The 23,603-nt window shown below is 69.8% G+C and carries 21 protein-coding genes, 1 pseudogene and 1 riboswitch; of the genes and pseudogenes, 10 read left to right on the top strand and 12 right to left on the bottom strand.

Annotated elements, in window-relative coordinates:
• Nucleotides 1-71: 71 nt before the first annotated feature.
• From QFZ74_RS22240 to QFZ74_RS22200, 9 genes are all read right to left on the bottom strand, one after another.
• Nucleotides 72-725: a trimeric intracellular cation channel family protein gene (locus tag QFZ74_RS22240; RefSeq protein WP_307622569.1), complete on the bottom strand. Its 654-nt coding sequence runs from the start codon at nt 723-725 to the stop codon at nt 72-74.
• A gap of 116 nt (nt 726-841) precedes the next feature.
• Entirely contained in the window at nt 842-2,419 is a 1,578-nt protein-coding gene (locus QFZ74_RS22235) for an ABC transporter ATP-binding protein (protein ID WP_307622568.1), read from the bottom strand.
• 23 nt (nt 2,420-2,442) lie between these two features.
• Nucleotides 2,443-3,537 carry an ABC transporter ATP-binding protein gene (locus QFZ74_RS22230; protein ID WP_307622567.1) on the bottom strand — a complete coding sequence of 365 codons (1,095 nt, stop codon included), beginning with the start codon at nt 3,535-3,537 and terminating at the stop codon, nt 2,443-2,445.
• Nucleotides 3,534-4,532: an ABC transporter permease gene (locus QFZ74_RS22225; protein ID WP_307622566.1), complete on the bottom strand. Its 999-nt coding sequence runs from the start codon at nt 4,530-4,532 to the stop codon at nt 3,534-3,536. The genes QFZ74_RS22230 and QFZ74_RS22225 overlap by 4 nt, the downstream gene beginning before the upstream one ends.
• Nucleotides 4,533-4,641: 109 nt before the next feature.
• A complete protein-coding gene (locus QFZ74_RS22220) occupies nt 4,642-6,432 on the bottom strand; it encodes an ABC transporter substrate-binding protein (RefSeq protein ID WP_307622565.1) in 1,791 nt (596 codons plus the stop codon).
• A 68-nt stretch (nt 6,433-6,500) separates the two neighbouring features.
• The gene (locus QFZ74_RS22215; RefSeq protein WP_307622564.1) at nt 6,501-7,508 is read right to left on the bottom strand and encodes an ABC transporter permease; all 1,008 of its coding nucleotides are present in this window, start codon (nt 7,506-7,508) and stop codon (nt 6,501-6,503) included.
• A gap of 317 nt (nt 7,509-7,825) precedes the next feature.
• Nucleotides 7,826-8,623, bottom strand: coding sequence for an enhanced serine sensitivity protein SseB C-terminal domain-containing protein (locus tag QFZ74_RS22210; RefSeq protein WP_307624243.1), 798 nt, complete (start codon nt 8,621-8,623; stop codon nt 7,826-7,828).
• 119 nt (nt 8,624-8,742) lie between these two features.
• Nucleotides 8,743-9,534 carry an enhanced serine sensitivity protein SseB gene (locus QFZ74_RS22205; protein ID WP_307622563.1) on the bottom strand — a complete coding sequence of 264 codons (792 nt, stop codon included), beginning with the start codon at nt 9,532-9,534 and terminating at the stop codon, nt 8,743-8,745.
• 131 nt (nt 9,535-9,665) lie between these two features.
• Nucleotides 9,666-10,427, bottom strand: coding sequence for an AAA family ATPase (locus QFZ74_RS22200; protein WP_307624242.1), 762 nt, complete (start codon nt 10,425-10,427; stop codon nt 9,666-9,668).
• Between the two features lie 185 nt (nt 10,428-10,612).
• Nucleotides 10,613-10,713: riboswitch (glycine riboswitch) on the top strand.
• Between the two features lie 153 nt (nt 10,714-10,866).
• On the opposite strand from QFZ74_RS22200, the gene gcvT reads away from it, so the two are divergent.
• The 6 genes from gcvT to QFZ74_RS22170 all read left to right on the top strand — a co-directional run bounded on the left by gcvT (nt 10,867) and on the right by QFZ74_RS22170 (nt 16,987).
• A complete protein-coding gene (gcvT, locus tag QFZ74_RS22195; RefSeq protein WP_307622562.1) occupies nt 10,867-12,039 on the top strand; it encodes a glycine cleavage system aminomethyltransferase GcvT in 1,173 nt (390 codons plus the stop codon).
• Between the two features lie 166 nt (nt 12,040-12,205).
• On the top strand, nt 12,206-12,583 hold the full coding sequence (gene gcvH / locus QFZ74_RS22190) for a glycine cleavage system protein GcvH (protein ID WP_307622561.1): 378 nt from the start codon (nt 12,206-12,208) through the stop codon (nt 12,581-12,583).
• A 14-nt stretch (nt 12,584-12,597) separates the two neighbouring features.
• Nucleotides 12,598-13,860: a serine hydroxymethyltransferase gene (gene glyA / locus QFZ74_RS22185; protein WP_307622560.1), complete on the top strand. Its 1,263-nt coding sequence runs from the start codon at nt 12,598-12,600 to the stop codon at nt 13,858-13,860.
• A 91-nt stretch (nt 13,861-13,951) separates the two neighbouring features.
• Nucleotides 13,952-15,319, top strand: coding sequence for an L-serine ammonia-lyase (locus QFZ74_RS22180; RefSeq protein ID WP_307622559.1), 1,368 nt, complete (start codon nt 13,952-13,954; stop codon nt 15,317-15,319).
• A 145-nt stretch (nt 15,320-15,464) separates the two neighbouring features.
• Nucleotides 15,465-16,079, top strand: a complete 615-nt coding sequence (locus QFZ74_RS22175) for a type IV toxin-antitoxin system AbiEi family antitoxin domain-containing protein (protein WP_307622557.1) — start codon at nt 15,465-15,467, stop codon at nt 16,077-16,079.
• Complete coding sequence (locus QFZ74_RS22170; protein WP_307622556.1) at nt 16,079-16,987, top strand: nucleotidyl transferase AbiEii/AbiGii toxin family protein; 909 nt, start codon at nt 16,079-16,081, stop codon at nt 16,985-16,987. The genes QFZ74_RS22175 and QFZ74_RS22170 overlap by 1 nt, the downstream gene beginning before the upstream one ends.
• Nucleotides 16,988-17,039: 52 nt before the next feature.
• On the opposite strand, the gene QFZ74_RS22165 is transcribed toward QFZ74_RS22170, so the two are convergent.
• On the bottom strand, nt 17,040-17,948 hold the full coding sequence (locus QFZ74_RS22165) for a helix-turn-helix transcriptional regulator (RefSeq protein WP_307622555.1): 909 nt from the start codon (nt 17,946-17,948) through the stop codon (nt 17,040-17,042).
• 209 nt (nt 17,949-18,157) lie between these two features.
• Here QFZ74_RS22165 and QFZ74_RS22160 point away from each other — a divergent pair, with 209 nt between their 5' ends.
• From QFZ74_RS22160 to QFZ74_RS22150, 3 genes are all read left to right on the top strand, one after another.
• Nucleotides 18,158-19,135, top strand: a complete 978-nt coding sequence (locus tag QFZ74_RS22160; protein WP_307622554.1) for an aldo/keto reductase — start codon at nt 18,158-18,160, stop codon at nt 19,133-19,135.
• A gap of 69 nt (nt 19,136-19,204) precedes the next feature.
• The gene (locus tag QFZ74_RS22155; RefSeq protein WP_307622553.1) at nt 19,205-20,233 is read left to right on the top strand and encodes a zinc-binding dehydrogenase; all 1,029 of its coding nucleotides are present in this window, start codon (nt 19,205-19,207) and stop codon (nt 20,231-20,233) included.
• Between the two features lie 58 nt (nt 20,234-20,291).
• Nucleotides 20,292-21,143 (top strand): aldo/keto reductase, encoded by an 852-nt coding sequence (locus QFZ74_RS22150; protein WP_307622552.1) that lies wholly within the window; start codon nt 20,292-20,294, stop codon nt 21,141-21,143.
• Between the two features lie 28 nt (nt 21,144-21,171).
• Here QFZ74_RS22150 and QFZ74_RS22145 read toward each other — a convergent pair.
• Together QFZ74_RS22145 and QFZ74_RS22140 are read right to left on the bottom strand one after the other, a co-directional pair.
• Nucleotides 21,172-21,574 (bottom strand): annotated as a pseudogene (locus QFZ74_RS22145) (cupin domain-containing protein).
• A gap of 218 nt (nt 21,575-21,792) precedes the next feature.
• Nucleotides 21,793-22,791, bottom strand: coding sequence for a mechanosensitive ion channel family protein (locus QFZ74_RS22140; RefSeq protein WP_307622551.1), 999 nt, complete (start codon nt 22,789-22,791; stop codon nt 21,793-21,795).
• Between the two features lie 241 nt (nt 22,792-23,032).
• On the opposite strand from QFZ74_RS22140, the gene QFZ74_RS22135 reads away from it, so the two are divergent.
• Nucleotides 23,033-23,590: a GH25 family lysozyme gene (locus QFZ74_RS22135; RefSeq protein WP_307622550.1), complete on the top strand. Its 558-nt coding sequence runs from the start codon at nt 23,033-23,035 to the stop codon at nt 23,588-23,590.
• Nucleotides 23,591-23,603: the final 13 nt, after the last annotated feature.

The raw sequence follows: 23,603 nt of genomic DNA, 5'->3' as shown, positions 1-23,603 counted from the left end.
CACCGTACAGCAGGAAATTACTGAGCGGTAGCTTTGCTGAGTCCGGCCGCTCAGACCGACCCGGCGTGCTCCTACTCCGTCACCGTCGACCTGCGGTTCCAGGCGCGCGGCGCCCGCCAGTGGAAGCGCATCGCGAGCAGGCGCAGGACGAAGGCGGTGAGGGCCGCGAGGCCGCTGGTGAACGGGGTCAGGACGTCGTAGCGGATGCACAGCGCCACCATGATGGCGCCGACCATCGCCGGCACCGCGTACAGGTCGCGGTCCCAGCGCAGCAGGGACGGGACCTCGTTGGCGAGTACGTCGCGCAGGACACCGCCGCCGACGGCGGTGGCGAGGCCGAGGGTCGCGGAGGCGGGGAGTCCGAGGCCGTACTCGTACGCCTTGGTCGTCCCGGCGACGCAGAACAGGCCGAGGCCGGCCGCGTCGAAGACGTTGACCGCGACCTGGATGCGCTCGACGTGCGGATGCAGGAAGAAGACGAGGAGCGCGGCGAGCAGCGGCGTGATGCCGTACCCCAGGTCCGTGAAGGCAGCCGGGGGGACGGCGCCGATGATCAGATCACGGAACAGCCCTCCGCCCAGCGCGGTGACCTCGGCGAGGACGGCGATGCCGAAGACGTCGAAGTTCTTGCGCACGGCGAGCAGCGCACCGGAGATCGCGAAGACGAAGATGCCGACGAGATCGATCGTGTGCTGGACGGAGGGGGAGAACAGTTGCTGGAGCACCCTGACATTCTCACCTGTCAGGGTGCGTGAACCTTACAAAGCCAGGTGGCCGGGGTGGTCTCCCTGTCGTGACTGGGAAGGGCCCGGTCGGCCTGGCTCTGCGCGGGTGTCCAGCGTCACTTACCGGTGGGCTCCTGGGGGCCGGTGCCGTCGGCCTCCGGCGCACCGTCGGATTTGGATGCGGTGTCGGTCTCCGCGATCTCCGCGGGTCCGGCCTCGGCGGACGCCCGCCGCGGACGGCCCCGCGTCGGCTCGCTGCCGCACGCCGCGCACCGGCCTTCGTCGTCGACGAGAACCTCCGCGTCGGCCTCGTCCTCTTCGGCGCGGGCCTCAGCCTCAGCCTCAGCCTCAGCCTCAGCCTCAGCCTCAGCCTCAGCCTCAGCCTCAGCGGGAGTCTCCTCCGCAGCCTCGGTCCCGTCCTCGGCCTCCGCCTCGACGGCAGCCGACTCCTCCACGGCCTCCTCCGCAGCCTCGTCGGAAGCCACAGCCTCCTCCGAAGCCACAGCCTCCTCCGCGGCCTCCTCCTGGGCCTCCGCGACCTCCGCCGCGACCGCCGCCGACGTCTCCGCCGACTCCTCCAGGACCGCGTCCGGCACGAGCTCCGACGCCTCCTTCGCGACGGTGAGCAGCACCGTGTCCTGCGGGGCCTGGTCGGCGAAGTTCTCCGGGTGGTGGCAGGCGACCCGCTGGCCGGGCAGCAGCTCGATGAGCTGCGGCTCGGTCGTCCTGCAGATCTCCGTCGCCTTCCAGCAGCGGGTGTGGAAGCGGCAGCCGCTCGGCGGGGAGATCGGCGAGGGCACGTCGCCCTTGAGCAGGATGCGCTCGCTCTTCGCGTTCTTCCGCTTCGGGTCCGGGATCGGCACCGCCGACATCAGCGCCTTGGTGTACGGGTGCATCGGCGCGTTGTACAGCGCGTCCCGGTCGGCCAGCTCGACGATCTTGCCGAGGTACATCACCGCGATCCGGTCCGAGACGTGCCGGACGACCGAGAGGTCGTGCGCGATGATCACGTATGTCAGGCCGAGTTCCTCCTGGAGGTCGTCCAGCAGGTTCACGACCTGGGCCTGGATCGACACGTCCAGGGCCGAGACCGGCTCGTCCGCCACGACCAGCTTCGGGTTGAGCGCGAGCGCGCGGGCGATGCCGATGCGCTGGCGCTGACCGCCGGAGAACTCGTGCGGATAGCGGTTGTAGTGCTCGGGGTTGAGACCCACGACCGAAAGCAGCCGCTGCACTTCCTTCTTGATGCCGCCCTCGGGCGTCACGCCCTGGAGCCGGAAGGGAGCGCCGACGATCGTGCCGATGGTGTGGCGCGGGTTCAGCGACGAGTACGGGTCCTGGAAGATCATCTGCACGTCACGGCGCAGCGGGCGCATCTTGCCCACGCCGAGGTGCGTGATGTTCTTGCCCTCGAACTCGACCGTACCGGCGGTCGGTTCGAGCAGCCGGGTGATCAGCCGGCCCATCGTCGACTTGCCGCAGCCCGACTCGCCCACCACGCCGAGGGTCTCGCCGGCCCGGACCTCGAAGTCGATGCCGTCGACCGCGCGGACCGCGCCGACCTGCCGCTGGAGCAGGCCCTTGCGGATCGGGAAGTGCTTCTGGAGCCCGGTCACCTTGAGCAGGATCTCGCCGGGGGCGGCGTCCTGGGTGAGGGTGACGCCCTCGCCCTCGCTCTGTGCGGGAATCGTCACCGCCGTGTCCTTGGGGTTCTCGCTCACAGCTTCGGCGCAATCTCTTCGGTCCAGATACGCTCCCGCTGCTCCTGCGACATGTGGCAGGCGGCCCAGTGCCGGCTGCCGACCTCGGTCAGCTCCGGGCGGACCGTGCGGGTGACGTTGTCCTTCGGGAGGTCGGCGTAGGGGCAGCGCGGGTTGAAGGCGCAGCCGGACGGGATGTTGATCAGCGAGGGCGGCGATCCCTTGACCGGGATCAGACGCTCCTGCTGGTCACGGTCGAGGCGCGGCATCGAGCCGAGCAGGCCCCAGGTGTAGGGGTGCCGGGGCTCGTAGAACACCTTCTCCGCCGGGCCCCGCTCGACGCAGCGGCCGCCGTACATGACCAGGATGTCGTCGGCGAGCTCGGCGACGACGCCCAGGTCGTGGGTGATGATGATGACCGCGGAGCCGAACTCCTTCTGCAGATCCCGGATGAGGTCGAGGATCTGCGCCTGGACGGTCACGTCGAGGGCGGTCGTCGGCTCGTCCGCGATGAGCAGCTCGGGGTTGTTGACCAGCGACATCGCGATCATCGCGCGCTGGCGCATACCGCCGGAGAACTCGTGCGGGTAGCTGTCGACGCGCTTGTCCGGCTGCGGGATGCCCACGCGGTCGAGCATCTCGATCGCCCGCTTGCGGGCGGTCTTCTTGTCGACGTCGTGGTGGATCCGGTACGCCTCCACGATCTGCTGGCCGATCGTGTAGTACGGGTGCAGCGCGGACAGCGGGTCCTGGAAGATCATCGACATCTGACGGCCGCGCAGCTTGCGCACCTTGTCCGGGCTGGCGCCCAGCAGTTCGGTGCCGTCCAGCCAGATCTCGCCGGATATCCGCGCCTTGCGCTTGCCGTACTGGCCGGCGGTGTGCAGGCCCATGATGCCGAGCGAGGTCACGGACTTGCCCGAGCCGGACTCGCCCACGATGCCGAGGGTCTTGCCCTTCTCCAGCTTGAAGCTGAGCCCGTCGACGGACTTGACCAGACCGTCGTCGGTCGGGAAGTGCACCTTCAGGTCGCGTACTTCGAGGAATGCGGAGGGGGCGGGCGAGCCGCTGACGGGCTCGCTCACGGCGCCGCTCTTGCTGAGTTCGGTCATGAGAGCCTCACTCGGGGGTCGATCACGGCGTACAGGATGTCCACCACGAGGTTGGCGATCAGCACCGCGAGGGAAGTGATCAGGGTGACGCCCAGGATGAAGGGCAGGTCCTGGTTCTTGATGGCGTCCAGCACCTTCTGGCCGAGGCCGGGGAGGCTGAACGTGGTCTCGGTCAGGATCGCGCCGCCGATGAGGGCGCCGAGGTCCATGCCGAGCATGGTCAGGATGGGGGTCATCGTCGAGCGCATGGCGTGCTTGCCGATGACGGTCTGCTCGCGCAGGCCCTTGGCGCGGGCGGTGCGGATGTAGTCCTCGCCGAGGATCTCCAGCATGGTGGCGCGGGTGATCCGGGCGTACATCGCGGCGTACAGGAAGGCGAGGGTGATCCAGGGGAGGATCATGCCGCCGAACCAGCCGCCGACGCTCTGGTCGAACGGCACGTACTGCGCGTCGATCAGCTTCAGGCCGAACGCGAAGATCGCGAGGCTGAGCAGACCGGTGAAGTAGATGGGGAGCGAGACACCCGCCAGGGCGACGATCATGGCACCGCGGTCCCACAGGCTGCCCCGCTTGAGCGCGGAGAGGACGCCCGCGGCGACACCGAAGACCAGCCACAGCACGGCGGCACCGAGCGCGAGGGCCAGGGTCACCGGGAAGCGTTCGGTGAGCACCGGCCAGACGGCCTGCTCGCTGCGGAACGAGTAGCCGAAGCAGGGTGCGGCGCAGTGGACGACGTCTCCGCCGCCCGCGTAGGTGCGCCCCACGAAGATGCCCTTGAAGAACTCCCAGATCTGGAGGTAGACCGGGTCGCCCAGTCCGAGCTTCTCCCGCACGCCCTCGACGGCGGCCGGGTCGGCCTGCTTGCCCACGAAGCTCAGGGCGACGTCGACGCCCACCCACTTGGGGACCAGGAAGAAGATGCCGAAGACCACCATGACGATGACCACGAGCATCACTGCGGCGGCGAACAGCCGCCTGATGAGGTAAGCGAGCACAGCTCTCGGCCCGCCGCGGACCGCGGGCCACCGGATTCCTCCGGTGGCCCGCGCTCACGCGTCGCCGGCCTTCACCTGCCTTTCGTGCCGTACGGCGGGTGTGCCGGGGTTACTTCGCGGACTTCAGGCCGAGGTTGACGAAGTCGTACTGACCGCTGTAGGCGTCGGTCGTGTACACGTTCGCCAGGTTGTCCCCGCGCCAGTTGATGAACTTCTCGAAGACGAAGGGCAGGTAGTAACCGCCCTCCATGACCTTGTGGTTGATCTCGGTGGCGAGCTTGGTCTTCTCGGCGTCGTCCGTCGACTTGATGTACTTGTCGAACAGGCCGTCGATCGCCTTGTCCTTGATCATGCCGAAGTTGTTGTTACCGCTCTGAAGGATGTACTTGCTGTCCCACAGCGGCAGGCCGTAGCCCTGGACGGTCGGGAAGTCGGCGCCCCAGCCCATGATGATGATGCCGTAGCCCTTCTTCTTCACGTTCGAAGGGCTGCCGATGATGCCGGTGGACTGCGAACCGTCGTACTGGTCGATCTGCGTGTCGATGCCGACCTTCTTCAGCGACGCCTGCAGCGACTGGGCGGTGGCCACCTCGACCGGCTTGTTGTTGCGGACGGCGATGGTGGTCTTGAAGCCCTTCGGCTTGCCGCAGGCCTTCAGCTCCTGCTTGGCCTTGGCGACGTTGCCGTTCTTGTTGGCACCGTTGAGCTCGAACGGGTCGTACTTCTGGCCCTCGCCGCCCGCGACACCCGGGGGCAGCATGTTGGTGCCGATGTCGCCGCCGGCGAGCGGGCCGCCACGGGCGGTCTGGAGCGACACGTGGTCGGCGCCGTAGATCACGGCGTTGCGGCAGTGGATGTTGTCGAACGGCTTCACCGTCTGCGGGAACGTCGCGTAACGGATGAAGCCGGAGATCGGGTTGTCCAGGTTGCCCTTGTGCTGCTTGAGGGCGATGGTGCGACCCTGCGGCGACATGCCGGTCTGGTTGATGTCCAGGTCCAGGTCACCGTTGATCAGGCGCTGGTCCAGGTCGTTGGCGTTCGTGAAGAACTTGATCGTGATCTTGTCCGGGTACGCCTTGCGGATCGGGTCCGAGGACTGCTTCCAGGCGGTGTTGCGGACCAGGGTCATGTCCTTGCCCGGGCTGTACGACTTGAACTTGTACGGGCCGGAGGAGAACGGGTGCAGACCGTACTTGGACTTGGTGTCCTTGTCCTGGCGGACCGGGGAGGCCGACACCATGGCCAGCATCTCCTCGAAGTCCGCGTTGGGCTTCGGGAGCTTGAAGACGACGGTCTTGTCGTCCGGCGTCTCGATCGCCTTCAGACCCAGCTTGTCCTTGGACTTGTCCTTGTACGGACCCTTGTACTCGCCCTTGGGGTCGAGGACGTCCTTCACGTAGACCGGGCCGCCCGACAGCACGTCCTGCGCCCAGACGCGCTCGATGCCGTACTTGACGTCCTTCGACGTGATCGGCTTGCCATCCTCCCACGTCAGACCGTCACGCAGGGTGTACGTGTAGGTCTTGCCGTCGTCGGAGATCTTGGCCAGACCGGTCGCGAGGTCCGGGGTCAGCTCGGCGCCCTTGGCACCGGCCTCCGTCTTGGTCGTGACGAGCTGACGGCTGTAGAAGCGCGCGAAGTTCCACATGAAGCCGTAGTAACCGCGCGTGGTGTCCCACGAGTCGGCCTCCTGGGCGCCACCGAACCTCAGCGTGCCGCCCTTCTTGGCCAGGGAGGCCTGGGCGACCTTGTTGTTGGCGGCGTCGTAGCCGGCGGCGCCGGCCGAGCCGCCCTTGCCGTCGTCGCCGCCGCCGCAGGCCGCCGTGGACAGCAGCGCGGCGACCGTGGCAGCAGCGGCCAGCGCCTGCTTGCGCCGCCCTGAGGTGCGTTGGGTAGTCACGATCTCGGATCCTCCGGTTTGAGATGAGTCCCCGTGCTGGTGCCACGGGACGCTTGGGATACGGCGGTTCAGCGGGAGCCCTTCGGGTCCAGCGCGTCACGCACGCCGTCGCCGAAGAGGTTGAACGCGAGGACGGTGATGAAGATCGCCAGACCCGGGACCACCATGTACATGGGGTCCGAGTCGTAGTAGTCGATCGCCGTCGAGAGCATCTGGCCCCACGAGGACGTGGGCGGCTTGACGCCCACGCCCAGGAAGCTGAGCGCCGCCTCGGTGAGGATGTTGGTGGGGATCATCATCGTCGTGTACACGATGATCGGCGCCACGAGGTTGGGCAGCAGTTCCTTGAACAGGATGTAGAAGCGTCCGGCACCCAGCGACCGGGCGGCCTCGACGTACTCGCGCTCACGCAGCGAGAGCGTCTGACCGCGCACGACGCGTCCGATGTACGGCCAGCCGAAGAAGCCGATGACCAGGATCATCACGAACACGCGCACGTTGGAACCGGTCAGCCCCAGCATGGTGTTGGGCATGACGGAGACCAGCGCGATGATGAACAGCAGCTGCGGGAAGGCGAGCAGACCGTCCATCATGCGGCTGACGAAGGAGTCGATCCAGCCGCCGAAGAAGCCCGCCAGGATGCCCAGCACGGTGCCGAGGACGACGGCGACGACGGCGGACAGGAAGCCCACCAGCAGGGAGATCTGGGCACCGAAGAGGATGCGGGCGAAGATGTCGCGGCCGTTGACCGGCTCGACGCCCAGCAGGTGCTCGCCGCTGATGCCGCCCAGCGACCCCTTGGGGGTGCCGAACAGCGGGTCGATCAGGTTCTCGTGATAGAGGTCCGGATCCTGTCCGACCAGGTGGGTGATCACCGGGGCGAGCAGGGCGATCACGATGAGGACGAGCACGACCACACCGCCGCTGAGGGCGAGCTTGTCCCGCTTCAGACGCTCCCAGGCGATCCGGCCCAGGGAGCGTCCCTGTACGGCCTTCGCGCCCGCCCCGGCGACCGCCGCTTCCTCGGCCGCGCTCGGGGCCGCCTCCGTGGTCGGCTCATGCAGTGGTGCCGTCATCTGGCAGGGACCCCTCTCAACCGGCGGTGGCCGGGCCGCACTTGCCGCGACAGCGGCGTGATCAGTCCGTCGTTCGAAGAGGTCGGAAGACCCCTGGTGCGCGAGTCTTCAACGTGGGGGCGATCTCTTGCCAGAGCCGACGGCGAATGGATGCGCAACCGTGATGCGGGTTGAGGGGTTCCGTTATCCGGACGATGGGTAACGCGGGCCGGACGGGGAGCAATTGGATCAATACGACATGCATGTATTTTCCAACTCGCTCTACGCGCGAAGAGGGGGCCTCGGAGCCCCTCTTCCACACACTGTTCCGGCAGGGATCAGTACCGGCCCGGGACGGGCGGATAGCCGTAACCGGCGGCCGGGGCCGGCGGCGCGGCGTGGGCCTCGCGGTCGTAGAAGGGGCGGGAGTCCGAGCGCAGCCACATGACGACCGGGTCGTACTCGTCGGTCATGACGACGGTCGACACCGGCAGCCCGTCCGGGACGGCGCCGACGGACTGCTGCATCATCGCGCGCACCGAGTCGACCGAGGGCGGCGAGGTGTCGTACACGTCCAGGCCGATGGCGAGGTACGGCGCGCCGAGCGCCGGCTGCACCCAGGCGCGGCGCAGCGAGCGGATCGCCGGCGTGCGGTGGGCGTTCTGCGTGAGCAGGGCGTAGAACTGCGGGATTTCGATGGCCGGTTCGGACAGGCGCAGGGGGCCTGCGGGCTGGCGGTCCAGTCCGGTGGCGATGCGGCGCAGGTCGAGCCAGGGGATGCCGACGCCGCCGCCGGGGGCGTGCGGGTTGAGCCACAGGCCGTGGTGGTCGGGGTAGAGCGTGCGGGCGGCGTCGAGTCCGTCGACCACCTCGTACGACCGGTTCCAGCCGCTGGCGGCCAGTTCCTGGGCGGAGGTGACGCAGGGGACGTAGCCGTGGCCGTCGACCTCCATCTTCCCGTACTGGGCGTCGGGGGAGCCGGCCTGGCCGTGCCAGAGCAGCATCCAGATCTGGCCGGAGGAGGGGGTCGCGAGCGCGCCGAGGAGCGCCTCGTAGGCGTCGTAACGCCCCGGCGTCACCTGGCGCAGCATGTGCTCGACCTGTCCGGTCGCGGTGTCGCTGCCGCTCGGGCTCACGCTCACCTGTTGTACCGCCCCTCGAGAAGTCGCCCAGGATAGGGAATCAGCTTAAGTGGCTCCGCCGACAGCGGTCGCCTCCCCGACAGGGGCTGACGGCGCGTCGGCGGAGGGGCGGATCAGTGACCGCGTTGGTAGAAGGGCCGTACGCTGCCGCGCATCCAGTCGCCCACCGGGTCCTGGGCGACGTCCAGCAGAACCAGGTTGACCGGCCACCGCACCGGGACGTTGGCCAGCGCCCGCCCCAGGGCCTCCAGTGGCAGGGCCCGCAAGTCGCCCTCCCACTGGGAGAGTTCGACGCCGACGAACATCACCGGGTCTGCGCCCTCGATCGCCGCGAGGCAGCGGCGGGCGGTGGTGACGACGCCGGTCGCCCCGAACTCGGCGGAGGCCGCGGCCAGGAAGTCGACCGGGTCGTCCTGCCAGTCCGGCTCGAAGAGGCGGACCCGGGCGCCGCCGGCGGGTCCGTCGAGCTCGCCGCGGCCTCCGCGGCACAGCTCGGCCACCGCGTCCGGGGGCAGCGGTATGCCGACCACGCCGTCGGGGTTGATGGCGAGGCCGACCTGCGGGGGCAGGCCGCGCGCGAACTCCACGGCGGGCGCGATGGTGTACGCCATGTGCGAGCCGGTCACCTGGCGGAACTGCTCCTCGGAGCTGAAGACCGGGACGTACGCCTGGCCGTCGATGTCCAGCGCGGGCAGGTCGAGCGGACCGCTGTGCGGGCCGCCGCCGCCTGGCAGCGGCACCCAGAGGAAGCTGCGGCCGAGCACCTCGAGGATCCGGCCGCCCGCCGCCGGTACGCCGAGGGAGGCCGACAGCACCTCCTCCAGTTCGTTGCCGGGCCATCCGCCGTGCGGATGGGGATGTGCCTGTGCCGGGAAGTCCGCGGGAATGTCCGCCGGGAAGTCCATCTGCTCTACCGCCTGCTGAGAACCACTGGTGTGCCGAAAGGCTAACGGGTCCGCGTGGCTGCCTGGAGGGCTCCTTCGCCTGTTCGACTCGGCGGCCCGCTCGACCCGCGCGGGGCCGCCCGGCCCGACGATCAGCCCGATCGGCCGCCGGCACGAGGCCGACCGGCCGCCCGGCATGCCCGGCTCGCGCGGTCCGTCAGGCCGCCGGCCTCCTCATCGTCCCGGCCGCCTTCCCGCACAAAGGCGATCCTGCGCAGCACGTCGCCCGCGGCCCGGTCCAGCAGCACCGCCGAGCCGCAGCCCTCGGGCAGGACGCCCTTCTCGACCGCGGCCAGCAGGCGGCCTACCGTCCGGCGGTGGCGCAGGAACGCGTAGCGGGAGACGCGGCGGCCCCGAGCGCGCTGGCCCGCGCGCGCCGCGTCCGGGGGAACGTCGAGGAGCAGCAGGTGCAGGGTGCCGCCGCGGCGGCGGGCCGCGCGGGCGAGCCACGCGCGTACCCAGGTCTGGGCGCCGCAGTCGTGCACGACGACACCCTCGCCGGAGCGCAGGGCGCGGCGCAGCCGGGCGTAGTGGGCGAGGCGGACCAGCGGGCGGTAGACGGCGTAGGGCAGGAAGCCGGGCATCCGGACGTCCCAGGAATCGCGGGTGTCCTGGGAGTCGACGCGGATGCCGCGCACCGCCCGGGCCATCAAGGTCGACTTGCCGCTGCCGGGCAGGCCGGTGACCACGACCAGGTCCCGGGGGCCGAAGAGCAGGCCGTGCGGGCTGCGCCCGGCGCGCTCGCGCAGGTCGCGGACGACCGGCACCGGGCGCGCGCCGCGGTGCCCGCGGGCGGCCGGGGCGGCCGGGTGCTCCGGCAGTGCGAGGCCGGTCGTCGTGGCGTACGCCGTCATCCTGTTCACGGTGCTCGTCCTCCCCTTGCGGTCTGGTGGTCCTCTGCCCCCAGAGTGTAAAGAGAAGGTAATGAACGGCGCGTCGCAGAGGGGTGCGCGTCCTGCCACAACCCGGTCACAGACGGGACCTGCCGTGGCGCGGCCCGGCGTGCAATGATGTGCCCGCCAACTGCATACCGGCCGCTTGAATCCGCGCGGGAGAGTTCCCAGCAGTCCGTCTCGCTGGGGCGCCGAAGGAGCAAGTCCCTCCCTTGAATCTCTCAGGCACCGTTACCGCGCGGGCGAGGCACATCTGAAAAGCGGGCCGCTGCGACAGTGGCTCCACCCAAGGTGCAAGTCGTGCCCACTCACCGAGTGGGTCAGGGCGAACCTCTCAGGTTCCGATGACAGATGGGGAGGAACGACCTCGCCCGTCCCGCACGCCCTGGGAGTACGACCGATGAGCAGTTCAGATTCCCCGCAGTCTCCGGAGTCCCCGCAGTCCCCGCAGTCCCCGCAGTCCCCGCAGCCGCGGCACACCGCGCTCGACGCCCTGCACCGCTCGCTCGGCGCGACGATGACCGACTTCGCCGGCTGGGACATGCCCCTGCGCTACGGCTCCGAGCGCGACGAGCACAACGCCGTGCGCACGAAGGCCGGTCTGTTCGACCTCTCCCACATGGGCGAGATCACCGTCACCGGTCCGCAGGCGGCGGAGCTCCTGAATCACGCCCTCGTCGGCAACATCGCCTCCGTGGGCGTCGGCCGCGCCCGCTACACCATGATCTGCCGGGCGGACGGCGGCATCCTCGACGACCTGATCGTCTACCGGCTCGCCGAGACCGAGTACATGGTCGTGGCCAACGCCTCCAACGCCCAGGTCGTCCTCGACGCGCTGACCGAGCGCGCCGCGGGCTTCGACGCCGAGGTCCGCGACGACCGCGACGCCTACGCGCTCATCGCCGTCCAGGGCCCCGAGTCCCCCGGCATCCTGAAGTCCCTGACCGACGCCGACCTCGACGGCCTGAAGTACTACGCCGGTCTGCCCGGCACCGTCGCCGGCGTCCCGGCCCTGATCGCGCGCACCGGCTACACCGGCGAGGACGGCTTCGAGCTGTTCGTCGCGCCCGAGCACGCCGTCGAGCTGTGGCAGGCGCTGACCAAGGCCGGCGAGGGCGTCGGCCTGGTCCCCTGCGGCCTGTCCTGTCGCGACACGCTGCGCCTGGAGGCGGGCATGCCGCTGTACGGGCACGAGCTGTCGACCTCGCTGACCCCGTTCGACGCCGGGCTCGGCCGGGTGGTGAAGTTCGAGAAGGAGGGCGACTTCGTCGGCCGCGAGGCGCTCGCCGAGGCCGCCGCCCGCGCCGAGTCCAGCCCGCCGCGCGTCCTGGTCGGCCTGATCGCCGAGGGCCGCCGCGTCCCGCGCGCCGGGTACGCCGTCGTCGCCGGCGGTGAGGTGATCGGCGAGGTCACCTCGGGCGCCCCCTCCCCCACGCTGGGCAAGCCCATCGCCATGGCGTACGTCGACGCGGCGCACGCGGCGCCGGGCACCGAGGGCGTCGGCGTGGACATCCGGGGCAGCCACGAGCCGTACGAGGTCGTGGCGCTGCCCTTCTACAAGCGCCGGAAGTAGAGACTGACGAGAGCCGGCCGGCCCCGCGCCCGGTGTCCCGCCGGTCCGCCGCGCCGGCCCGTCCGGCCCCTCCCGCTGTGATGCCAGGCACATCCCCCCTGCTCACCTGCGGTTTCAGCAGCACCCCCGTCACCAGCACTCCCCCGCATACAGGAGAATTCAGCCCATGAGCAACCCCCAGCACCTGCGGTACAGCAAGGAGCACGAGTGGCTGTCGGCCACCGAGAGCGGCGTGGCGACGATCGGCATCACGGAGCACGCGGCCAACGCGCTCGGCGATGTCGTCTTCGTCCAGCTCCCGGACGTCGGTGACACGGTGACCGCGGGCGAGTCCTGCGGCGAGCTGGAGTCGACCAAGTCGGTCAGCGACCTCTACTCCCCCGTCAGCGGTGAGGTCACGGCGGTCAACGAGGACGTCGTGGACGACCCGGCGCTGGTGAACTCCGCCCCGTTCGAGGGCGGATGGCTGTTCAAGGTACGCGTCGCGGACGAGCCGGCCGAGCTGCTCTCCGCCGACGAGTACGACGCCTTCATCGCTGGCTGAGGAGTCATCACCGCATGTCGCTTCTGAACACGCCCCTGCACGAGCTCGACCCGGACGTGGCCGCCGCGGTCGACGCCGAGCTGCGTCGCCAGCAGTCCACGCTGGAGATGATCGCCTCCGAGAACTTCGCCCCGGTCGCGGTCATGGAGGCCCAGGGCTCGGTCCTCACCAACAAGTACGCCGAGGGCTACCCCGGCCGCCGCTACTACGGCGGCTGCGAGCACGTCGACGTCGCCGAGCAGATCGCCATCGACCGGGTCAAGGAGCTGTTCGGCGCCGAGTACGCCAACGTACAGCCGCACTCGGGCGCCTCCGCCAACCAGGCCGCCCTGTTCGCGCTGGCCAAGCCCGGCGACACCATCCTCGGTCTGGACCTGGCCCACGGCGGCCACCTGACCCACGGGATGCGCCTGAACTTCTCCGGCAAGCAGTTCGACGTGGTCGCGTATCACGTGGACGAGGCCGGCCTGGTCGACATGGCCGAGGTCGAGCGGCTCGCCAAGGAGCACCGCCCCAAGGTGATCATCGCGGGCTGGTCGGCGTACCCCCGCCAGCTGGACTTCGCCGAGTTCCGCCGGATCGCCGACGAGGTCGAGGCGTACCTGTGGGTGGACATGGCGCACTTCGCCGGTCTGGTCGCGGCGGGCCTGCACCCGAACCCGGTCGAGTACGCCGACGTGGTCACCTCCACGACCCACAAGACGCTCGGCGGTCCGCGCGGCGGCATCATCCTCGCGAAGAAGGACTTCGCGAAGAAGCTGAACTCGTCCGTCTTCCCGGGCTTCCAGGGCGGCCCCCTGGAGCACGTGATCGCGGCCAAGGCCGTCTCCTTCAAGGTCGCGGCGAGCGAGGACTTCAAGGAGCGCCAGCGCCGTACGGTCGAGGGCGCCCGCATCCTCGCCGAGCGGCTGACCGCGCCGGACGCCCGCGAGGCCGGCGTGAACGTCCTGTCGGGCGGCACCGACGTGCACCTGATCCTGGTCGACCTGCGCGAGTCCGAGCTGGACGGCCAGCAGGCCGAGGACCGCCTTCACGAGGTCGGCATCACGGTCAACCGCAACGCGGTCCCCAACGACCCGCGCCCGCCGATGGTCACCTCGGGCCTGCGCATCGGTACGCCGGCTCTGGCCACCCGCGGCTTCACCGCCGAGGACTTCGCCGAGGTCGCGGACGTGATCGCGGAGGCGCTGAAGCCGTCGTACGACGCGGACGCTCTGAAGGCCCGGGTCACGGCCCTGGCCGACAAGCACCCGCTGTACCCCGGTCTGGGTCAGTAGTCCCGTAGTTCCTTTTCGCGGGGTGTCGCGCACACTCGTAGGTGGGCGCGACACCCCGCACCCCATGCACCACCCGTATTGAGGAGTTTCCGTGGCCATCTCGGTCTTCGACCTGTTCTCGATCGGCATCGGCCCGTCCAGCTCCCACACGGTCGGCCCGATGCGCGCGGCCCGCATGTTCGCCAGCCGGCTGCGCAACGAGGGCCTGCTGGAGTCCGTCGCCTCCGTCCGCTCCGAGCTGTACGGCTCGCTCGGCGCCACCGGCCACGGCCACGGCACCCCGAAGGCGGTGCTGCTCGGCCTGGAAGGCTCCTCGCCGCGCACCGTGGACGTGGAGACGGCCGACGAGCGCGTGGAGAAGATCCGGGCGACGGGCCGGCTCCGGCTGCTCGGCGACCACGAGATCGCGTTCGACTACGACACGGACATGATCCTGCACCGTCGCGAGGTGCTCCCGTACCACGCGAACGGCATGACGATATGGGCGTACGACGCCTCCGGGGCGGAGCTGCTCACCAAGACGTACTACTCGGTGGGCGGCGGCTTCGTCGTCGACGAGGACGCGGTCGGCGCCGACCGCATCGTGCTGGACGACACGGTTCTGAAGCACCCCTTCCGCACGGGCGACGAGCTGCTGCGCCTGACGAAGGAGACCGGCCTGTCGATCTCCTCGCTGATGCTGGAGAACGAGCGGGCCTGGCGCACCGAGGAGGAGATACGCGAGGGCCTGCTGGACATCTGGGGCGTGATGCAGGGGTGCGTCGCGCGCGGCATGTCCCGCGAGGGCATCCTGCCGGGCGGTCTCAAGGTGCGCCGGCGCGCGGCCGTCACCGCCCGCCAGCTGCGCGCCGACGGTGACCCGCTGGCCCACGCGATGGAGTGGATCACGCTCTACGCGATGGCGGTCAACGAGGAGAACGCCGCGGGCGGCCGCGTCGTCACCGCCCCGACGAACGGCGCGGCCGGCATCATCCCGGCCGTCCTGCACTACTACATCAACTTCGTCCCGGGCGCCGACGAGGACGGCGTGGTGAGGTTTCTGCTGGCGGCGGGCGCCATCGGCATGCTCTTCAAGGAGAACGCCTCCATCTCCGGCGCCGAGGTCGGCTGCCAGGGCGAGGTCGGCTCCGCCTGCTCCATGGCCGCGGGCGCGCTGGCCGAGGTCCTCGGCGGCTCCCCCGAGCAGGTCGAGAACGCCGCCGAGATCGGCATGGAGCACAACCTCGGCCTCACCTGCGATCCCGTAGGCGGCCTGGTGCAGATCCCCTGCATCGAGCGTAACGGCATGGCCGCGGTGAAGGCGGTCACCGCGGCGAAGATGGCGATGCGCGGCGACGGCTCCCACAAGGTCTCCCTGGACAAGGTCATCAAGACCATGAAGGAGACGGGCGCCGACATGAGCGTCAAGTACAAGGAGACGGCCCGGGGCGGGCTCGCGGTGAACATCATCGAGTGCTAGGGAACAGGCCCTGGCCAGCGTGTTCGGCGCTGTCAGGGCCTTCGTGGCACCCTCGACCCCTGTTCGGATCCACCCTGACCATGAGTCGCCACCGGCATGCATCAAATCGATCCCATGAGGGCGCTAGAGGGGTACTATTCGATACATGAGTGCTGCGGGAAACTCGCGCTTGGAGCAGCGGCTGGCCGGCCTCTCCCCCACGTTCACGACGGCGCAGGCGCGTCAAGCGCTGCTCTCCCCTCGCGATCTGGCGCACTTGATCACGGAAGGAGAGATAGACGAACTGTCCCGTGGGGTGTACCGGCGGGCAGACGCCCCGGAAACCGCGCACGGGGATCTGCTGGCCGTGTGTGCGCGGGCCCCTCGCGCCGTAGTGTGCGGCGAGTCCGCCCTGGCCCTGCATGAGCTGATCGACGACATCCCCGCAGCAGTCCACATCGCCGTGCCGCGCGGTGCGCGGCGCCCCACGATTGCCTACCCTCCGACCGTGGTGGCGCAGTACGCCTCGAAGACCTTCAGCCTCGGCGCCGAGCGGTTCGAAGTAGCCCCGGGAGAGACCATCCCCGTGTACAACGCGGCCCGCAGCGTCGTCGACGCGATGCGACACCGCAGCCGCATCGGCGAGACCCTCGCCCTGTCCGCACTCGGCCGCTACCTGCGCCGGAGCGGACGCGGCGGAGTCAGCGAACTCCAGCAAATCGCGCGCGAGTTGGGCGCTCTCTCCGTCGTCCGCCCCGCCGTAGAGGCGGTGCTCGCCTAATGGCCAACCCCACTCGCGACACCACCGCCGGCCGCGTCTACAACGACCTGCGCAACTTGGCCCGCCGCAACAGCCGGTCCACGGACGAGGTCATGGTCGAGTACATCCTCGAACGGTTTCTCTACCGCCTGGCCTCATCGCCCCTTGGCCGCGAACACTTCATCCTCAAGGGCGGCCTGCTGCTCGCCCAGTTCGGCGCGCGTCGAACGACCCGCGACATCGACATCCTCGGCCGCTCGTTCCCAGGCGACGAAACCGAGATCATCCACAGGATCGCAGTCATCGCCGCCACCGAGATCGACGACGGAGTCGTATTCGATCCCACGACGCTCAAGACGGTTCCCATCCGCGAGGAGGACGAGTACCACGGCCTGCGCCTGTCCATGGCCGCCTCCATCGCCCGAGCGCGACTCAAGCTCCAACTGGATGTCAGCTTCGGAGACCCCGTCACCCCCGGTCCCCAGATCGTCGACTACCCGCAGCAGCTCACAACGGAGAGCTTCAAGATCCTCGGCTACCCACTCGCCACCGTCATCGCCGAAAAACTCTCCACCGCCATCTCACTCGGCGATCTCAACACCCGCGACCGCGACTACGGCGACCTCTACCGTCTGCTCACCCTCAACGACCTCGACGGCCAAGAACTCACCACGGCGCTGACCGCCACCGCCGCACACCGCGACATCACCCTGAAACCCCTCAGCACCACCATCACCGACCTCGGCGAGCGCCGCCAGGCCTCCTATACCGCCTGGCGTCGCCGACAAGGCCGCTGCAACCGGCTACCCCGAACGCTTCATCGACGTCGTCCGGCAGGTCACCGTCTTCGGAGACAAACTTCTCAACGGCGACGCCGTCACACTCACATGGAATGCAGCGACCCTTACATGGTCGTGAACCAGACCTGACCGGACAGCCAGGCCTCCGGGGCGCCAAGGCTAGGAAGCAGGCTCTGACGTCTTACGACGGGCCGGCGGCTCTCGGGGTGGCCGGCTCGGGAGCGTGGGCCGGTCGAGGTGCGGCCATGTCCAGGAGCAGCAGGGCGTCGTGGTCGGGGCTGCCGGGTTCGGCGGTGTAGACGCCGATGCGCTGGCCGGGGGTGCCTTCGACGTGCAGTGACTGCGAGGTGAGGGTGACCGTGCCGATCTGGGGGTGCTGGAAGGTCTTGTGGACGGGCTTGCGTCCGGTCACCTCGTAGCGTTCCCAAAGGCCCGCGAAGTCGGGGCTCCTGAGCAGGAGTTCGCCGACGAGGTTGGTCAGGTCGGGGGCGTCCGGAGCCGTGCCGGCGATGGCGCGCAGGCGGGCGACGCAGGCGGTGATCTGCCGGTCCCAATCGGTGAACAGATCGCGGGCTGCGGGATGCAGGAACAGGTACCGGGCGAGGTTGCGGTGCTTTGCCGGCCAGTCGTCCAGGCCCGCGTACAGGGCGAGGCCGCCGGGGTTCCAGGCGAGCATGTCCATGCTGCGGCTGATGACGTAGGCCGGGTTCGGGCGCAGTGATTCGAGCAGCAGCTTGAGGTGGGGGCGCACGGTGCGGCTGGGCGCGGGTGGCGGTTCGGGGGTGTAGCGGGCGGCCCGGGCGGCGAGCTCGCGCAGGTGCTGGTGCTCCTGGTCGTCCATGTGCAGAGCGCGGGCGAGGGAGTCCAGGACGGCGGGGCTGGGGCGGGTCTCCTTGCCGCGCTCCAGGCGCACGTAGTAGTCGATGCTGATGCCGGCGAGGGTGGCCAGCTCCTCGCGGCGCAGTCCGGGGGTGCGGCGAATACCGGCGCCCACGGTGAGGCCGACGTGTTCGGGGCTGGTCTGGGTGCGGCGGGCACGCAGGTAGCGGCCCAGCTCGGCGCCCTCACTGTTCGCGCTCTCGGTTGCCATGACTCCAGTCTCACCCGCTGGGCACCCGCTGGGCAGATGAGAGGGGGGCCCTGTCGTTACCCCCGAAGAGCCCGCCCTGCCACACCGACGCCATCCGGGCCAAGGTGAATGAGCAGGACGCCGGTACTCCGGCCGGCCGCCAGAGCCACAACAGGCACGGTCCGGCGAGAGTGAGGGTGCCGGGGTAGGCCACGACGTGGAGAGAAGCGATGCGGTACATCAAGCTGCGTGACCTGGAAGTCTCCCGGATCGGTCTCGGCGCGATGGGGATGTCCCACGGCTACACCGGCTCCGGCACCGACGAGGCGGAGTCGGTCAGGACCGTGCACCGGGCTCTGGACCTGGGTGTCACACTCATCGATACGGCCGAGATCTACGGCCCCTACGCCAACGAGGAGCTGCTGGGCCGGGCGCTGAAGGGGCACCGGGACCGGGTCGTGCTGGCCACGAAGTTCGGCCTGGTCTCCCATGGTGGAGACGGCGCCTGGAACCTGGACTCCGGCCCGGCCAACATCCGTACCGCGGTCGAGGGTTCCCTGAAACGGCTGGGAACCGACCACATCGACCTGTACTACCAGCACCGGGTGGATCCGAACACGCCGATCGAGGAGACCGCCGGGGCCGTCGCCGAGCTGATCGCCGAGGGCAAGGTGCGCGCCTTCGGCCTCTCGGAGGCCGGACCGGACACGATCCGCCGTGCGCATGCCGTCCAGCCGGTCACCGCGGTGCAGTCGGAGTACTCCCTGTGGACGCGCGGGATCGAGGAGCGCATCCTGCCTGTCCTGCGGGAGCTGAACATCGGCCTGGTGCCGTTCTCGCCCCTCGGACGCGGCTTCCTGACGGGCACCGTCCGCTCCACCGACCAGTTCGACGCATCCGACTTCCGGCGTGACAACCCGCGCTTCACGGGTGAGAACTTCCAGCGCAACCTCGCGATCGCCGACGAGGTGCAGGCACTGGCCACTGAGGTCGGCGCCACACCCGCGCAGGTGGCCCTGGCCTGGCTGCTCGCCCAGGGCGACGACATCGCACCGATCCCCGGCACCAAACGGGTCAGCCGCGTGGAGGAGAACACCGCCGCCGACGGGATCACGCTGACGCGCGAGCAGATCCACAAGCTGAGCAGCCTGCAGCCCGCCGCGGGCGACACCCACACCGAGGCTCAGGCGCGGATGCTCGAACGCTGATTCTTACGCCCGCCTTCCCCCGCCGCCGCTCGGTGCGGCAGTCCTTTCCCTGTTTGGAGTACCCCTGTCATGCGTGCAGCAGTGATGTACGGAGCCGGAGACATCCGCGTCGAGGACCGGCCCGACCCGAAGATCGTCAAGCCGACCGACGCCGTGGTGCGCACGGTGGCCGCGTGTGTGTGCGGCAGTGACCTGTGGCCGTACCAGTCGATGCCCGCGACCGACACCGGGCGCCCCATGGGCCACGAGTTCCTCGGCGTCGTCGAGGAGACCGGCGCGCACGTCACCGGTCTGAAGGCGGGTGACCTGGTCGTCGCCCCGTTCACCTACAGCGACGACACCTGCGACTACTGTGCCAAGGGCCTGCACATCTCGTGCCGGAACGGCGGCCGGTACGGCTTCGACGGCGTCGACGGCGGGCAGGGCGAAGCCGTCCGCGTCCCGTACGCGGACGGCACCCTGGTGAAGTTGCCGGCGGCCGCCGACTCCGCTCTGGTTCCGTCGCTGCTGGCCTTGTCGGACGTGATGACCACCGGCCACCACGGCGCGGTCACCGCCGGCGTCGGCCGCGGGGATGCGGTGCTGGTCGTCGGGGACGGCGCGGTCGGCCTGTGCGCGGTGATCGCCGCCAAGCGGCTCGGCGCCGAGCGGATCGTGCTCGCGGGCCGCCATGAGGCACGCACCGGCCTGGGCCGCGAGTTCGGCGCCACCGACGTCGTCGCCGAGCGCGGCGAGGAAGGCGTCGCCCGCATCCGCGAGCTGACCGGCGGCGTGGAGAAGGTGATCGAGGCCGTCGGCACTCGCCAGGCCCTCGACACCGCCCTGGGCGCGGTCCTGGACGGCGGCACCATCAGCCGCCTGGGCGTCCCCCAGTACGAGCAGGGGCCGATCGGCCCGGCCGAGTTCATGCGCAACATCACCCTGACCGGCGGCGCCAGCCCGGCCCGCGCCTACATCGAGCAGCTGCTGCCCGACGTCCTCGACGGCACGATCGCCCCAGGTCGCGTCTTCGACCAGACGTTCTCCCTCGATCAGACCCCGGACGCCTACCGGGCCATGGCCGACCGCCAGGTCCTCAAAGCCCTCATTCGCCCCTGAACCCCACGCCCTGCGCCTCCCCCTGCCCTCATCCACCCGCCGCGAAGGACTTCCACCCATGCAGTTCGTCACCCTGAACAACGGCGTCGAGATGCCACTGCTCGGCTTCGGCGTCTACCAGATCCCCGCCGAGGACACCGAGCGCGCCGTCTCCGAGGCGCTTGCCGTCGGCTACCGCCTGCTGGACACCGCCGCCGCCTACGGCAACGAGGAGGCCGTCGGCCGGGCGATCAAGTCCAGCGGCATCGCCCGCGAGGATCTGTTCGTCACCACCAAGCTGTGGGTGCAGGACGCCCCCGCCGAGGAGAACACGCGCCGCGCTTTCGAGACGTCCCTGAACAAGCTGGGCCTGGACCACCTCGACCTGTACCTGATGCACCAGCCCTTCGGCGACGTCTACGGCCAGTGGCGCGCCATGGAAGCCCTCAACCGCGAGGACCGCGCCAGGGCGATCGGTGTCGCCAACTTCTACCCCGACCGGCTGATCGACCTGATCGTCAACAACGAGATCGTGCCCGCGGTCAACCAGATCGAGACCCACCCGTTCTTCCAGCGCGCCGACTACCAGGACCTCATGCGCGAGCACGGCGTACAGATCCAGTCCTGGGGCGGATTCGCCGAGGGCAAGAACGACCTGTTCAGCAACCCGCTGCTGGCTGAGATCGGCAAGGAGTACGGCAAGTCGGTGGCGCAGGTCGTGCTGCGCTGGCTGACCCAGCGCGGCGTCATCGCCATCCCGAAGTCGGTGCGCACGGAGCGGATGGCGGAGAACTTCGACGTCTTCGACTTCCAGCTCACCGACGAGCAGATGGCCCGGATCGCCGCCCTCGACACCGGCAGCTCGCTGTTCTTCGACCACCACGACCCGGAGATCGTCACCTGGCTCGCCAAGCGCCGCCTGGACGCCTGAATCACCATCGAAGGACAGGTGCTGTACATCAGTTGGTGCTGTTCAGGGCGTCGGCGTACTGCTCGGCGGTGACGGGTTCGAGCCAGGTGGTGCCGTCGCCGACGCCGTCGCCGACGACCATGGCGATGTGGGCCATGAGGGTGGTGTCGGTGGCTCCGTGCCAGTGCTCCTCACCGGCCGGGCACTTGACGGTCTGGCCGGCGCTGACACGTACGACGTTGCCGTCGCGGGTGCCGACCAGGCCCACGCCGTCGGTGACGTAGAGGGTCTGGCCGTTGGCGTGGGAGTGCCAGTTGGTGCGGGCGCCGGGGGTGAAGCGGACCAGGGCGGAGGCGAGGCGGGCGGGGCGTCTCGATCATGTTGAGGTAGACGTCGCCGGTGAAGCGTTCGGCCGGGGCCTTGATCGTGGACGTCTCGGTGATGTGTTCCATGGCAGTTTCCTTCTCGGCAGTGTCGGGAGAGGCTACGCCCGTGTCAGGCGTCGTGCTCGTCGGCGATCCTCACCCGCCGAACCCGGCTCACCCTCCGAAGAGGGCCTGCGCCTCCTCGCCTCCTCGCCTCCTCGCCTCCTGGGCCGCCACCCAAGAAGCCGCCACCACGGAACCGTCCGCCACCAGCTGACGGCCGGTCCGTGCGACGCGGGCGGACGTCACCGCCGGCGTGCGGCCGGTACCGCCGCCTCGTCCTCCGCGCGGAGCCAGACGGTGCGCTGCGGGAAGGGGATGTCGATGCCGGCGGCGTCGAGGGCCTCCTTGACCCGGCGGCGCAGCTCGCGGGTCACGGCCCACTGCTGCAGGGGCGCGGTGCGCACGGCCATGCGGACGACCACGCGGTCGGTGTCCAGGGACTGCACGCCCCACACGCTCGGGTCCTCGAGCAGCAGGCCGGCGAAGGCGGGGGCCTCACGCAGGGCGTGGCCGGTGGACTCCAGCACGTCGTAGACGGCGTCCAGGTCGGCGTCGTAGGCGACGGCGACGTCCAGGACGGCGCGCGCCCAGTCCTGGCTGTCGTTGCGGACGCGCAGGATCTCACCGTTGCGGATGTGCCACAGGCCGCCGTTAAGGTCGCGGACGTGGGTCAGGCGCAGGCCGATGTGCTCGACCTCGCCCACGGCCTCGCCGAGGTCGACGGTGTCACCGACGCCGTACTGGTCCTCCAGCATGATGAGGAGCCCGGAGAGGTAGTCGGCGACCAGGCTCTGGGCGCCGAAGCCGATCGCCAGGCCGACCACGCCGGCGCTGGCCAGCAGCGGCCCCAGCGCGATGCCGACCTGGTCGAGGATCATCGCGGTACCGAGCAGGAACAGCACGATCGTCACCGCGCTGCTGAGGACCGAGCCGATGGTGCGCGCCCGCTGCTCGCGGCGCCGCGGGGCGCTGGACGGATCACGGTGCAGCACGGGCGCGCCCTGGTGGGAGCGCCGCTGCGCGCGCTCGCCCCGCGGGGGTTCCAGGATGTGCTGCACGACCCGGGTGATGGCCCGCTTCGCGATCCAGCGGACCAGCGCGAGCACGACGACGATGAGGGCGATGCGCAGGGGTGTCTCCACCAGCGCGGCGGTGTGGTCCTCCACCCAGCTCGGCCAGGACGCGGTCAGGGTGACGGGCGCGGCCGAACCGGGCTGGACGGGCAGGTGCGTTGTCGGCACGAGAGCTCCAATGTCCGAGGGCGATGCGCGTTCCCGCCCCGCCTACCCCGGCTTGCGAAGCTCATGGTCAGCCGGGGTCCGGCGGACGGCCCGGCCGCCGCGCGTGCTCCCCGCACGCCCCTGCCGACCCGGACGATTCAAGGACGTCGGGGGATCACCCGTGCCAAGGTGGGGCATACAACAGTCAACCCCTCGGCCACGCAACTCCTGTCACCCCACGGACGCTTCAGGGAGTCCCCGCATGCTGCACGGCATCGACGTGAGCGCGTTCCAGTCCTCGAACTACGACACCGACGGCAGCTCCTTCGTCTTCATCAAGGCGACGGAGGGACGTTCGTACGTCAACCCCAAGCTCAGCTCGCAGACCAAGACCGGCCGTGACGCCGAACTGGTCGTCGGCTTCTACCACTTCCTGTGGCCGGGCCACATCGGCGCGCAGGCCGAGTACTTCCTCAAGCACGCCCCGGAGAAGGCGGGCGACATCCTCGCCGTCGACTGGGAGACGACCGGCGACGGCACGCACGCCAGCAACGCGGAGAAGGACCTGTTCATCCGCAAGGTCAAGGAGCTGCGGCCGAACCACCAGGTCGTCCTCTACACCAACCGGAACTACTGGCTGAACGTCGACACGACGTCCTACGCCGGCGACGGCCTCTGGATCGCCGACTACGTCAGCGCCGGCCACCCGCGCATCAAGGCCAAGTGGCGCTTCCACCAGTACACCAGCGAGCCGCACGACAAGAACGTGGCCGCCTTCGAGAGCAAGGCCGCCCTGCGGAAGTGGGCCACGGACGCGTGAGGCGAGCCGGGCC

It is taken from the genome of Streptomyces sp. V3I7 (assembly GCF_030817495.1).
Taxonomy (GTDB): domain Bacteria; phylum Actinomycetota; class Actinomycetes; order Streptomycetales; family Streptomycetaceae; genus Streptomyces.
The sequence above is the reverse complement of the archived record's forward strand: the minus strand, read 5'-3'. Positions and strand labels throughout refer to the sequence as shown.

What these genes read in the sequence shown, in the direction of transcription:
- QFZ74_RS22230 (WP_307622567.1), bottom strand. Translation starts at nt 3,537, where the DNA reads ATGACCGAACTCAGCAAGAGCGGCGCCGTGAGCGAGCCCGTCAGCGGC.
- QFZ74_RS22215 (WP_307622564.1), bottom strand. Translation starts at nt 7,508, where the DNA reads ATGACGGCACCACTGCATGAGCCGACCACGGAGGCGGCCCCGAGCGCG.
- QFZ74_RS22205 (WP_307622563.1), bottom strand. Translation starts at nt 9,534, where the DNA reads ATGGACTTCCCGGCGGACATTCCCGCGGACTTCCCGGCACAGGCACAT.
- QFZ74_RS22200 (WP_307624242.1), bottom strand. Translation starts at nt 10,427, where the DNA reads ATGACGGCGTACGCCACGACGACCGGCCTCGCACTGCCGGAGCACCCG.
- gcvT (WP_307622562.1), top strand. Translation starts at nt 10,867, where the DNA reads ATGAGCAGTTCAGATTCCCCGCAGTCTCCGGAGTCCCCGCAGTCCCCG.
- gcvH (WP_307622561.1), top strand. Translation starts at nt 12,206, where the DNA reads ATGAGCAACCCCCAGCACCTGCGGTACAGCAAGGAGCACGAGTGGCTG.
- glyA (WP_307622560.1), top strand. Translation starts at nt 12,598, where the DNA reads ATGTCGCTTCTGAACACGCCCCTGCACGAGCTCGACCCGGACGTGGCC.
- QFZ74_RS22175 (WP_307622557.1), top strand. Translation starts at nt 15,465, where the DNA reads ATGAGTGCTGCGGGAAACTCGCGCTTGGAGCAGCGGCTGGCCGGCCTC.
- QFZ74_RS22170 (WP_307622556.1), top strand. Translation starts at nt 16,079, where the DNA reads ATGGCCAACCCCACTCGCGACACCACCGCCGGCCGCGTCTACAACGAC.
- QFZ74_RS22165 (WP_307622555.1), bottom strand. Translation starts at nt 17,948, where the DNA reads ATGGCAACCGAGAGCGCGAACAGTGAGGGCGCCGAGCTGGGCCGCTAC.
- QFZ74_RS22160 (WP_307622554.1), top strand. Translation starts at nt 18,158, where the DNA reads ATGCGGTACATCAAGCTGCGTGACCTGGAAGTCTCCCGGATCGGTCTC.
- QFZ74_RS22155 (WP_307622553.1), top strand. Translation starts at nt 19,205, where the DNA reads ATGCGTGCAGCAGTGATGTACGGAGCCGGAGACATCCGCGTCGAGGAC.
- QFZ74_RS22150 (WP_307622552.1), top strand. Translation starts at nt 20,292, where the DNA reads ATGCAGTTCGTCACCCTGAACAACGGCGTCGAGATGCCACTGCTCGGC.
- QFZ74_RS22135 (WP_307622550.1), top strand. Translation starts at nt 23,033, where the DNA reads ATGCTGCACGGCATCGACGTGAGCGCGTTCCAGTCCTCGAACTACGAC.